Source organism: Pseudoalteromonas sp. OF7H-1 (assembly GCF_022347825.1).
GTDB lineage: Bacteria > Pseudomonadota > Gammaproteobacteria > Enterobacterales > Alteromonadaceae > Pseudoalteromonas > Pseudoalteromonas maricaloris.
Map to the genome: position 1 here is coordinate 1 of NZ_JAKRFX010000004.1, position 12,242 is coordinate 12,242.

At 42.6% G+C, this 12,242-nt stretch carries 9 protein-coding genes and 1 rRNA gene; 5 read left to right on the forward strand and 5 right to left on the reverse strand.

The features are described from left to right. A 5S ribosomal RNA gene (gene rrf, locus MHN30_RS06115) occupies window positions 1-103 on the forward strand; the annotation flags it as partial. 405 nt (window positions 104-508) lie between these two features. Here the strand turns inward: rrf and rlmF are convergent. Continuing rightward, a complete protein-coding gene (rlmF, locus tag MHN30_RS06120; protein WP_239358931.1) occupies window positions 509-1,366 on the reverse strand; it encodes a 23S rRNA (adenine(1618)-N(6))-methyltransferase RlmF in 858 nt (285 codons plus the stop codon). A gap of 175 nt (window positions 1,367-1,541) precedes the next feature. Here rlmF and MHN30_RS06125 point away from each other — a divergent pair, with 175 nt between their 5' ends. Continuing rightward, on the forward strand, window positions 1,542-2,462 hold the full coding sequence (locus MHN30_RS06125) for an alpha/beta fold hydrolase (RefSeq protein ID WP_239358932.1): 921 nt from the start codon (window positions 1,542-1,544) through the stop codon (window positions 2,460-2,462). On the opposite strand, the gene MHN30_RS06130 is transcribed toward MHN30_RS06125, so the two are convergent. After that, window positions 2,404-3,870 (reverse strand): sulfotransferase, encoded by a 1,467-nt coding sequence (locus MHN30_RS06130; protein ID WP_130165350.1) that lies wholly within the window; start codon window positions 3,868-3,870, stop codon window positions 2,404-2,406. The two genes, MHN30_RS06125 and MHN30_RS06130, sit on opposite strands and share 59 nt — an antisense overlap. A 98-nt stretch (window positions 3,871-3,968) precedes the next feature. Further along, entirely contained in the window at window positions 3,969-6,626 is a 2,658-nt protein-coding gene (locus MHN30_RS06135; protein ID WP_239358933.1) for a TonB-dependent receptor, read from the reverse strand. Between the two features lie 532 nt (window positions 6,627-7,158). On the opposite strand from MHN30_RS06135, the gene MHN30_RS06140 reads away from it, so the two are divergent. The 3 genes from MHN30_RS06140 to MHN30_RS23880 all read left to right on the forward strand — a co-directional run bounded on the left by MHN30_RS06140 (window position 7,159) and on the right by MHN30_RS23880 (window position 9,393). Then, entirely contained in the window at window positions 7,159-7,533 is a 375-nt protein-coding gene (locus tag MHN30_RS06140) for a hypothetical protein (RefSeq protein WP_010379229.1), read from the forward strand. A 55-nt stretch (window positions 7,534-7,588) separates the two neighbouring features. Next, a complete protein-coding gene (locus MHN30_RS06145) occupies window positions 7,589-8,950 on the forward strand; it encodes a leucyl aminopeptidase family protein (RefSeq protein WP_130165352.1) in 1,362 nt (453 codons plus the stop codon). 212 nt (window positions 8,951-9,162) lie between these two features. Further along, a complete protein-coding gene (locus MHN30_RS23880; protein WP_343224331.1) occupies window positions 9,163-9,393 on the forward strand; it encodes a hypothetical protein in 231 nt (76 codons plus the stop codon). A gap of 85 nt (window positions 9,394-9,478) precedes the next feature. Here the strand turns inward: MHN30_RS23880 and MHN30_RS06150 are convergent, their stop codons facing one another. Beyond that, a complete protein-coding gene (locus tag MHN30_RS06150) occupies window positions 9,479-10,951 on the reverse strand; it encodes an aminoacyl-histidine dipeptidase (protein ID WP_130165354.1) in 1,473 nt (490 codons plus the stop codon). A 97-nt stretch (window positions 10,952-11,048) separates the two neighbouring features. Then, a complete protein-coding gene (locus tag MHN30_RS06155) occupies window positions 11,049-12,119 on the reverse strand; it encodes a ketoacyl-ACP synthase III (protein WP_130165355.1) in 1,071 nt (356 codons plus the stop codon). Window positions 12,120-12,242: the final 123 nt, after the last annotated feature.

Sequence of the window (12,242 nt, forward strand, 5' to 3'; positions counted from 1 at the left end):
TAGCGTTTTGGACCCACCTGACCCCATGCCGAACTCAGAAGTGAAACAAAACAGCGTCGATGATAGTGTGGATTACCCATGTGAAAGTAGAACATCGCCAGGGCCAAATAAGAGAAACCCGTTGCAGTAATGCGACGGGTTTTTTGCTGTTTGGGGTAAAGTACTTCCATGTAGCATCTCCCTCTTCGCGCGTCCTTGCGCTCACTTCCTCGAACTGCGAAGCGGTGCTTCGGTTTCTCGTCACCCAAACTCAGAAGTGAAACAAAACAGCCGAAGGGTCGGCCCCGGTCAATGATAGTGTGGATTATTACCCATGTGAAAGTAGAACAGTATAAGCACTGTGCAACATGGTAGAAGGCGGTTTATCCGCCGATGGCTTGATTTCCTTTTGATGACAGTGAAGAACGTACATGTACATCAAAACCCGTTGCAGCAATGCGACGCTTTTTAGCTGTTTGGAGTATAGAACGTCTTGCAAGGTGAACTCGCGTCCACCATATACACATTGCTAAGGTTTGAAAAAACTCCAGGCGATAAAACGGCTTGTCTTATTACCTTGTTCCATCTCGATCACTTTCACTTGCTCGGCAGCGACCTGTTTAAGTTGTTGTTTAAGTGGTTTTACGTTGTCTTTATTCGAGATAAGGGAAGTAAACCAGTAAACTTGCTCTTTGAAAGTGACACTCTCAGTGATCATATCCAGTACAAAGCGCTTTTCTCCACCTTCACACCATAACTCTTGAGCTTGGCCGCCAAAGTTTAGCGAGGCTTGTGGTGCTCGGTTAAGGTTTTTCCACTTTCTTTGCGTGCCCTTGTTTGCATCTGCTTCACTGGCATGGAAGGGCGGGTTACACATTGAAAAATGATAAAACTGGTTTGCTTTTATTATCGTTTTAAAAAAGTGATTAGGCTGCTTTTGTTGCATCACTTTTACCGGCAACTTATTTAGTTCTGCAATGGTTTTGGCACACTTCACAGCAAGAGGATTGATATCAGAGGCCACAAAGCGCCAGTTATACTCTCTTGATCCTAAGATGGGATAGATCAAATTGGCACCAGTACCAATATCTACGCCTTGCACCTTATCGGGCAAGTTACTTTCATCTAACAGATCTTTCAGCGCATGGATATAATCTGCTCTGCCTGGAACCGGGGGGCATAAAAATTGTGCGGGGATATCCCAAACTTGTATATCGTAGTCTGACTTAAGCAGTGCTTTATTCAACAGTTTTACGGCATCTGGATTGGTGAAGTCGATGCTTTTTATGCCATCAGCTCGGTTGTAAGTAAAATTCTTTAAAGCGGGTTCAATCGCTATAAGCTTGTCTAGATCATAGCCTGAATTATGCTTGTTTCTTGGGTGCACAGGATTCTTCGAATAAATAAAAAGGATTATAACACTTTTAATCGAACGCTTAAGTCTTGAATACTGGCTTTATCTTAAAAGCATATCAACCCTTTATTTGCCCAGTTTAAAAGTTTACTTATCAATCAGTCAACTGGTACGATGAGGCTAGTGTTCAAAGAATAAAAACAAAGAAATGATAGCGCAAAAATCACTATTAGTAGATATAGCAGATGGACATAAACTCCACCTCAGATATATAGCGAAACCGGATAGTAGCGGCCCCGTTGTGTTTTTTATGCATGGTGCGGTTGAAAATGGCAAAATTTTTTATACTGAAAGCAATAAAGGGCTAGCGCCTTTTTTAGCTGAGCACGGCTATCGCTGTTTTGTTGGCGATCTTCGTGGGCGAGGAGAGAGTATACCTAAAATCGACGCTGAAGCGGATTATGGTCAAACTGAATCAATCTTGCACGAAATCCCTGAAATGCTGAATTCTATCGAACGATATACCGGATCTAGAGCACAATATTGGATTGCGCATTCTTGGGGAGGTGTATTGATGAATAGTGTTTTTGCACGCTTTCCTGAAGAAATCCAGCATGTTAATGCATGTGTCTATTTTGGTTCTAAGCGTAGTTTACATAACAATCACCCGAGCAAATTACTTAAAGCAAACCTAATATGGTTTAACGTTGCGCACTATTATTCGAAAAAGCATGGATACTTACCTGCAAAAAGACTTGGTTGGGGGAGTGATGATGAGTCTTTAAAATCACATGCTCAAAGCGCTGACTGGGTACAGAAGCATCCATGGGTTGACTCCGATGACGGTTTTAATTATGCCGCAGTATTAAAAGACATGACGTTACCTCCAATCTTGCACATTGCGGGTATTAAAGATAAAGCACTAGCACAACCTGTCGATATTCAAGCATTTATTCGTGAATCGGGAAAGGGGATACAAGAACTCAGAATTTATGGAAAAAAGCACGGCCATCGGCACAATTATGGGCACATAGACATGTTAACCCATAAACATGCACGTGATGATCAGTTTAAAGATTTGCTGGCGTGGTTTGATCGCTTTGCGGTTGAGCAATCATCTTCTCAATAAACGCTTCATAGCGCTGCCACTTTTCAAGTGGCTGCGTGCTGATTGGTTTTCTGACCTGCGCCTTACTTAAGGTATGCACCGGCTTTTTAGATTTGTGAAACTCCAAGCATTCTGGTTCGTATTTCTGATATAAAAAGCTCAAGCATTGTTTGAGGGACTTTTCAGGCTCTGCGATAAGTTGTTCGTAACTGAGCGTAAAAATATCTCTTTTCATAAATTGGTTAAAATGTGACATCAAGTCGCTTTGCGCTTGCGCATACAAGGCAAATTCACTTAAAGAGCAAAAGTAGGGCTCGCTTTCGGCGAAATGATTACTATAGACCGACCAGGCTGTAGCATTGAGGTTACGAGTTAAATGAATAATTCGTGCCTCAGGAAAGAGCTTGTGGATTAAGCCCAGATTTTGAAAATTAGCTGGAAGTTTATTGATCACCACTTCTTCCGGCACTCGATGCCGCTTGATCTCGTCGACATAGAGTATGCGGCAATGATCTAACATAGAGTTACTTAGTTGGTCTAAACAAGCAGGGAACTCTGCATTATTGCGCTTACTGAGGTAAGGGACAATTTTATCGCTGATCACGGTATTCTCGCCTAGTGTACCAACATGTGAATGTTGCACTAGCATTTGTTCTAGGAGAGTCGAACCAGTTCTTGGCAAACCAACAATAAAAACAGGCGTAAATGTTGTCTTAACCCTATCACTAGGTTTATCAAAAAACGTTTTGTCGCAATGCTGTTTGATTGATTCAAAAAATGGCAGCATGTCTACAGTACGAAACTCGCTCATCAGCAGCTGTGTATCATTCGCTAAAGCATAGTTATCTTGAGCTGCATTAAAGTTACCTAATTGTTCATGACACTTAGCAAGAGCATAGTGGACCACGGTTTTTAGTCTCGGTGCTTCAAACTCATTTTCCAACTTTTCTAAAATCGTTAAGTATGCAGGTAATTCTTTGGCTGAGGACAGCTGTACCAGTTCGTACAGCATAAAGGCAGTTACTGTACTATGAGGACAATCTAACCCCGCTTTAAAGACATTTTTAGCTTGTTCAATAAAGCCATAGTCCAGATAAAATTGACCAAGTTGGTAATGGGCTTGGGCATTATGTTTTGCCACGCTTAAGGTGTATTCAAGTACGGTTTTTGCGTCAACCGGTGAACCAACGGCTAAAAACGCATCGGCCAATGCGAAAAGCGGCTCGAGCATTTTTGGTAAATGTTCGCAGGCTCTTTTTAAATAGTAGATTGCGTTATCATACTGCTCTAAACGCATGCAAATGCGGCCTAAACCAAATAGAGCAGGACCGTTGTTAGGTGACTGTTTAAGTACAGACTTGTACATAAACTCAGCTTCTCTAAGCTTATTTTCGGCCAATAATTCGTTGGCTCGCTTTAATAACAGCATTTTTTTATTCAGAGTTAACTACTTTGCTATATAGGATAAAAATAAAAAGGCGAAATAGCTAATGCTAGTTCGCCTTTGTTTCTGGGTTACAGTAAAAGTTAGAACGTATAGGTTGCTTTCACATAGTAGAAACCACCATTAATACCATATGGTGAAGTTTCATAGTATTTGCCACCCCAGTTGTTATTTGGGATACCTGTAGCGTCAAAGAAGTCTAGTTCTTCAGCATCTTGGTCAAAGATATTATTTGCACCAACAGATAGACTGATTGAATCTGTTGCAAAGTAGGTAAGCTCTGCATCAAATGTGATTGTCGAGTCCGCTGTTTTTGCCGTTGCATCATAATCTACGTGAACGCCTTGGTATTCGCCAAAGTAGTTCATACGAACAAAACCTGAGAAGTTATCCCATTGCTGAGCCCAAGTTAACGTGCCTCTGTGTTTCGGTAAGTCGTTTTCTAAACGAGATACCTTGAAGTCACCTGTGATAGCAGAGAAGCGGTCTACTTCGGTTTCATTCCAGTTGTATGCTGCACTGAATGTTGCATAGCCACCCAGCATATCCATAGAATAGTTACCAACTAAGTCGATACCTTGAGTCGTGGTATCGAAGTCGTTAGTGAAGAAGCTCACCTGCGCTAAGTTATCAACGTTAGGAACACCCGCCGCTTTAAGGGCTTCTTTGTCATCTTGGTCCAACTCTATCTTTTCTGACTGACTTAAGCGATCTGTTACCTCAATATTGTAGTAATCAAGGGTGATGAACAAATCACCAGAGCGATAAACTGCGCCTAATGTGTAACTTTCGGATTCCTCTGGCTGAAGCTCAGAGCCACCTAGTTGTAATGAAATTGGGTTTGTTGGTGGGAGTAGCGCAGAGTCTACCAATACACCACTACTTAGGTTTGTTTGTACGTTAGATACGTTAGCTTGACCTACCGTTGGCGCGCGGAAACCGGTACTGATTGAACCACGTACCGAGAAGTCTTCAGTTACATGATATTGACCGGTGATCTTAAAGTTTGTAGTCGAGCCAAAAGTATCGTAATCTTCGAAACGAAGGGCCCAGCCCATCATAAAGTCTTCAGTAAACGGCGTTTCAATATCAACATAGGCAGCATAGTTACGTCGAGTGTATTCTCCTGCTGCAGAGGGTTTAAATCCAGGGAAACCGTTTGAACCAATACCGAAGTCCTGTTCTGTAAGTGGGCCTGCAATGAATGATGCCTCGTCACCAGCAAGAACTTCGAATGTTTCTTCATGCCACTCAAGACCTGCAGCAACATTTACATCATACGCTAAATCAAAATCATAGCCCTTTGATACATCAAAGTTAAAGTTCTTTTCTAGCTGAATATATTTACCTGGACTGAAGTCCATTGGAGTATCTGGGCCTAACGATGCATTCACGGTATTAGTAATAAAATATCTAGATTCGTTGCGACCAACAGAGCCACTCAAATCCCAATAGGCTCCCTCTAATAAGCCATCTTTAAATTCACCTCTCACACCCATGGTTAACGACGTATCCGTTATATTACCACCGAAGTTTGGTGTAAACCCTGCTGGGAGTATTTGGTTGAAGGCAAAGCAGTTGGCTGCATCTAACTGACCCAATGCTGCTTCATCTGGCAATCCATTCGCTTGAAGTTCAACTACAGGACAGTCTAATTGTGCATCGCGGCCACCATCCAACGCACCTACCAACACCGTTGGAGTTGCTGCATCCCACAATTTTTGCTGTGCCTCGTCTGTTGGACTTCTTCTCATCGGCACGCCATTAACGAGCCTGATTGTACCGCCATAAACACCTGGGCGAGTGGTTGGGTTACGATAATAAAACCCACCTTTTACATCTCGTTCTGAGTAGTTACCAAACATGTAAAAGTGGGCATTATCTGTAACGTCTACACCAACATTACCAAAAATACTGATATCGTCTTTGATTTCGGGTGCACCCCAAATTTGTGCTGGATCTGCAACACCTTCTAAGCCAGCCCCTGCAAATGCTGCTGCGTCAGGACGTTGAACACTGCGGCTGGTCGCATCCGCTTCTTTGTACTGAAAGCTTAGGTTAGCAAATCCATCGTCCGTAAATGGCAGACCTACGTTACCTTCGATCACCGTCGTATCACCGTCACCTTCGTAATATTCACCTTGACGAATAGAGAAAGATCCCCCTTCGCTTGCGTCTTTGAGCACAAAGTTCATTACACCAGCGATTGCATCTGAACCGTACTGTGCTGCTGCACCATCACGAAGTACTTCAACTTGTTTCAGTGCGATACTAGGGATCACTGAAATATCAGGACCTTGAGCACCATCGTTAATACCACCACCTAAAAAGGCAATAACCGATGAACGATGGCGACGCTTACCATTTAACAAAATCAGCGTACTGTCAGCAGGTAATCCGCGTAAGTTAGCTGGCCTTACTAAAGTCGCTGCATCGCTGATAGGGTTTGCGTGTACGTTCAAAGACGGTACTGATCCTTTCAGTAACTCGAGCATGTCAGAACCTGCCGCCTTTGACATATCTTCTGCACCGATGATGTCGATAGGTACCGGTGACTCGCCCACAGAGCGAGGCGCCGCCCGAGAACCTACAACGGCGATTTTTTCGACTTTCTCATCTGCTTTAGCTTTTGTTTGACTGGCTTCTTCAGCCATTACGGTAGTGGTAAGAAGTGAAGTAGTTGCTGCTGAAGCGAGCGCGAAGCGAATTGCACGGCGCAGCGTGTTACTTTTTAGTTTCATCCTGTTTCCCCAGTTGATTGTTGTTGTCATACCAATAAAAAAGGTCATTTATAATATTTTTACCTTTAATACACATATAATTTAATTTGCTATGTGTTGGCAAGCGCTTTTTTAAAATTAGCAGTGATTTCTGAAACTGCAACTTTCTTAATAACTTTTTGTTTAGGCTAAGAAGAATTACAAAATCCGCATGGTAAGTTATTGTTGAAAATGAACTTTTGAGTACTTTAGCTGCTTTTCTAGATAAACACCCAGCAGCTTAAAATTTGTTGTTACAAAATTTGACGAGTTTACTGAAATTTCATTATTCAGTTTTTGTAGATTAATTGAACAGTGCTAAACGCTAGTCTTTGTGTGAGTGATTATTGTACAGTTTTGTGTGGTAATTGAGGTTGATTTTGTTCTAGTTCGTTGTTTTGCACACTTTACGTATAACTTTACTCGCTAGAATAGGTAATTTGTACCAATGGCTAATAGCTAAAGTGCTAAAAATTTTGATAGACTCTGGACAACACTATCTTTGAGTTTATTAATGAAACTGATCAAAGTTGTCCATAAAGCACCGATGCGCGTTGCTCGGATCAGTAAACGCAGACAGCAAATAAGATTGCGCAGAGCAATGATTGCGCTCAAATGCGCACTAGAACAAGAGAAACAAGAAACGAAAGAAATGCTTGAGATATACAAGCGATATACTTTGGGGCGAGCGCATAAGGCTGAACTAAAAACAGCAAACGCCCAACTTGTAGATATTCTCAAAGGGTTAGGACTGGGTGTGTTTGCCGTTTTACCTTTTGCCCCCATTACCATTCCGATAATCGTAAAGGTTGGTCAATTAGTGGGCGTGGATGTTTTGCCTAGTTCATTCAATTTGAAAAAAAAGCCAACAAAAACCAAGGAACAGTGAATTTTCTTTTTAGCCTTGGTAATCTAAGTACGAACATAATAAATTTGAGGCCTACATGAACAACCTACTCGTTCACTCTGCTATGGGTACACCCATTTCTATCTTCTCCGCTGCAGAATTAGCGTCATGGCAAGCGCAGCAGTCAAGTACGACACAGCTTTTCGTAAAAACCGCACAACTTCAGTTGCAAAAAACCATTCTTATTCCGAATGCTGATTCTGGAGAAGTGGAGCGAGTTATTGTTATTGCTGAAGACAATGATTTTTGGCTATTGGGCGATCTTGCAAAGCAGTTACCAAAAGGCACTTACTTTATTGATATCGCTTCTGAGCAAGTTGAGAGTCATGCTATTGCGTTTTTACTGGGGGCGTATCAATTTTCTGCTTATAAAGAATTGCCTGCGATTGTCGCAAAGCTTGCTATCGAAGATGCCAATATACATGCCAAAGTAAAAGCGGCTGTCGAGTCTATTTATCTTGCAAGAGATCTTGTAAACACACCAGCGGCCGACATGATGCCTCAGCACATGGCTGAAGTAATGGAAGAACTCGCCGAGCAATATGGTGCATCATTTGAACAAATCATTGGTGATGAGTTGTTAGAGCAAAACTACCCAACGATCCACATGGTGGGCCGTGCGAGTGATAATGCTCCGCGTTTGCTTGATTTACGTTGGGGTGATGAAGACCATGCAAAACTTACTTTAGTTGGTAAAGGCGTATGTTTTGACTCCGGTGGTCTGGACTTAAAACCAGCGTCTGGAATGCGTAATATGAAAAAAGACATGGGCGGAGCGGCTCATGTTATCGCGTTGGCCAATATGATTATGGCGGCAAAACTGCCTGTTAGATTACGCGTACTTATCCCTGCGGTAGAAAATGCAGTGTCTCGCAACGCCTTTAGGCCAGGTGATGTGATCAAAACACGTAAAGGTATTACGGTTGAAATTGATAATACCGATGCCGAAGGACGCTTGGTTTTATGTGACGCATTGGCTGAAGCGCAAACAGAAGCGCCAGCGCTATTGATAGATTTTGCCACCTTGACTGGTGCGTGTCGCATCGCTCTTGGCACTGAACTGCCTGGTTTTTATTCTACAGATCAAGCGATTGCTTCTGAGCTAATGGAAATTGGTCTGGGTAATGCGGATCCTATCTGGCAACTGCCTTTGTTTGATCAATATAAGGCGCTGTTCAAGAGTGATATTGCAGACATTGCTAACTGTGGTTCGACACCGTTTGGTGGTTCAATTACAGCTGCACTGTATCTAAAAGAATTTGTTGAGCCAGCCACGACACCTTGGCTACATTTTGATGTGATGGCATGGAACGTAAGAGCGTTGCCGGGTAGACCTGTTGGTGGTGAAGCATTGGGTCTTAGAACTATGTTTAGTTATCTTGAGAAAAAGTTTAGCTAATAGTAGAGATTTGAAATCTACAAAAAGCCCAGCTATGTCAGCTGGGCTTTTTGTTTAATTAAAACAACATGATTTCAGGGTAATCATACCAATTTACTTAGGGCCTGTTGATCTTTCAAGTTTGTTTTTGCAGCAGTTTGATTGGTATTTATACAAGGCAGAGCCAGCGTAGCATAGTCATTCTATGTAAGTCTGGCGATAACACAGTAGAAATGCTAATCAAGCGCTGCCCTTTGGGTTCATCTGAGTGCGCTTTGTTCATTGTTGCTCAACTTTTGCCTAGATTACTAGGCGGCAAGTCGAGCGTCGCGACCAAAACACACTCAGAAGAACAAAAATCAAACAGCAAAGGTCAACAGGCCCTAGTTAAGTGGTTTATTTTGAGGCAAGAAAATCTTGTCGATAGCCCGGCAAAAATTTTGCTATTTAGTTGTTCTAAATGATAAATTTTTAACACAGCTAGCGTCAGATTTACTCCCTCAAATTGAGCAAGTATTAAGTCAAATTGGTATTAGTTTTGGATTAATTTTACTGTTTTTCAGGAATGTTTTCTAAAATCCCTTTCATTTGCTGCCAATATAGACCAACGCTTGAAATTTCTACCTTTTCCTCAGGAGAGTGTGGAAATTTGATGGTTGGACCAAAAGAAATCATATCCATGTTCGGGTAAGGCTCTTTGAACAAACCACATTCAAGACCAGCATGAATAACCATTATATGTGGCTTTTCACCGTAGATTGATTCATACATATCACGGAAAATAGCTAATACTTCTGAGCTTGGATCAGGTTTCCAGCCTGGGTAAGCACCACTAAATTCAATATCAGCTTGTGTCAGCTCAGCCAGTGAACGCAACATACCCTCGACATCACTGCGACCAGAATCAATTAATGAACGGATCAAACATAGGACTTCTAGACTGTTATCTGTAGTAGAAATTACGCCCATATTAAGTGAGGTTTCAACAACACCTGGAATATCGTCGCTCATGCGTATAACACCATTAGGGCAAGCATTGAGAAGCGCTAGTACTTTGCTTTTAGAAGCTTCGCTCATTGGCAATGAGTTACTCGTTGAAGTGCTGAGCGCAAATGTGATCCCGGTTTCTATGGCACATAATTCTTGCTTAATGATGGTTTCATAAGCTTCAATCAGCGCTTGGAACTCGCTTATTTTCGCTTCATCAAAACTAATGACAGCGTATGCTTCGCGCGGAATTGCATTGCGTAGGGAGCCACCTCTGACTTCGATAAGTCTTAGGTCAAAGTCTGCGATATGATGCTTTAAGAATCTTGCAAGCAATTTATTGGCGTTGGCACGGCCGGTGTGAATGTCGACACCAGAGTGTCCGCCGCGTAAGCCTTTTAGAGACAGCTCAAAGATTTGATGGTGTTTAGGTAACGCTTCTCGCGCGAGTTGTAGAGTTAAGGATGCATCTACACCACCTGCGCAACCCATGTAGATTTCACCTTCCTGCTCTGAATCGGTGTTAAGTAGGATTTCACCTTCTAACCAGCCAGATTGCAAACCAAACGCGCCGCTCATGCCAGCTTCTTCATCAACGGTTAGTAAGACTTCAAGTGGGCCATGTTTGATATCGTCAGCGTCTAATACGGCTAAACATGAGGCCATACCGATACCATTGTCTGCACCTAGCGTCGTGCCAGTTGCAGTTACCCAGCCATTATCAACATATGGCTTGATTGGATCGGTAACGAAGTCGTGTGCTGTATCGTCATTTTTTTGTGGCACCATATCAATGTGCGCTTGCAATACAACAGGCTTACGATTTTCCATGCCACTTGTCGCAGGCTTTTTGATGAATACATTACCAGTTTCATCACGACGTACGTCTAAATTTTTGCTTTGAGCCCAGTCAACAATAAAGCTTGCTAGTGCTTCTTCGTGTTTTGAAGGATGGGGAATGGCACAAATTTGGTCAAAAAACTTCCAAATTGCTTGTGGTTCTAATTGACTGATCTCGGTATGCGCTTTGAGCACAGTAAACTCCTTGGATGAGAGGTAATAATATTTCAATATTACCACCCACCCAAGGGCAAGATCGAGCAATTAACCCTAACTCGGGAGAATAGGTTAGTTATTGAGCTTGACTTGCGGCTACTGCTGGTGCGATCAATTCAAGGCCTGTTTTATCGCAATCAGGTAAACGTGCATCCGACAACGCAATTGGGGTCGTTCTTTCTCCCCATTTCAAATAGCTAGCAGCCCAGGTTAATCCTGCGCCAAATGCCGCAGACATAATATTAGCCTGTGGTTTAATAAGGCCATTTTCCACGGCTTCACACAGTGCAATTGCAATTGTTGCAGCTGAGGTATTACCATACTTGTCGATATTAACCATGACTTTATCATCTGCAATTTCCAAGCGATTTTGGATAGCTTGAATGATACGAAGGTTAGCTTGATGCGGGATAAGCACATCTATATCGTCTAATGAGAGTTGTGCTTGGTTGAGTACATCGTCACATGCTTCACTCATACCTTTTACAGCCCGCTTGAAGATTTCACGTCCCTCAAAAGAGAGATCAGAAGGTCCGGTGCCTGCACAGCGATCCATATCCGTACCATAGTTTGGAATGTGTAATATACTTCTATCTGTGCTATCACAGCCAGTCTTGGTGCCTAATAGCCCGGTTGGTTCGTCACTTGCTTCAAGCACGACAGCACCTGCACCGTCGCCAAATAATACTGCGCTGTCACGCTTTGCCCAGTTTACATACCAAGTCATACGCTCAGCTGCAACAACGACTGCTCTTTTAATCATACCGGCTTGGATCTGTGCGGTGGCATTTTGTAATGCATACAAAAAGCCCGAACAGGCAGCATTGGTATCACATGCTGCAGCACCAACAGCGCCAATATTTTTTTGTACTAAAGAAGCTGTATTTGCCACCATAGTTGACGGTGTGCAGGTAGCAAGTAGCACAAGATCGATATCTTTACCTTCAAGCCCTGCACATGCCAAAGCGTGTTGACTGGCCACCGTTGCAAGTTCAGCAGTGCTAACATGGCTAACGCGTCTGGATTTGATACCTGTTCTCGTACTTATCCATTCATCATTGGTGTCAACGATAGTGCTAATTTCATCATTACTGATGCTAGCTGGTGGAATACACTTTCCCCAGCCCGTGATTTTTGCATAAACCATAGTGTCTCTTAATCTAATCCGACCAGTTGGCCAATTTTTTATTTATACCAAATCCTTCACGGTATTGCCATAAAAGCGTCGCAGAGGTTCGTATTAGCGCGATATAACTGACCTCGATCACAC